This is a genomic window from Aliiroseovarius sp. ABM4_368 (genome assembly GCF_056161205.1).
Window position 1 is genome coordinate 1 of sequence record NZ_JBSWYR010000028.1, and the last position, 355, is coordinate 355.

General features: G+C 57.2%; 1 protein-coding gene. It reads right to left on the minus strand.

Annotation, left to right across the window (positions count from 1 at the left end):
• Positions 1 to 30: 30 nt before the first annotated feature.
• On the minus strand, positions 31 to 355 hold a 325-nt coding region (locus tag ACXAH3_RS16485), incomplete at its 5' end, for an EF-Tu C-terminal domain-related protein (protein WP_474863359.1).

Below are 355 nucleotides of genomic sequence, written 5' to 3' on the forward strand. Positions count from 1 at the left end.
GCCCTTTCCGTTCAAGAATTGCTATCGCAATTACTCGATGATCTTCGACACAACGCCCGAACCAACGGTGCGGCCGCCTTCGCGGATGGCGAAGCGCAGCTTCTCTTCCATGGCGATCGGGGCGATCAGTTCAACGTTGAACTTCAGGTTGTCGCCCGGCATCACCATCTCGGTACCCGAAGGCAGCTCAACCGTGCCAGTCACGTCAGTTGTACGGAAGTAGAACTGCGGACGGTAGTTCGCAAAGAACGGCGTGTGACGGCCGCCTTCTTCCTTGGTCAGGATATAGACCTCGGCTTCGAACTTGGTGTGCGGGTTAACCGAACCCGGCTTACACAGAACCTGGCCACGCTCA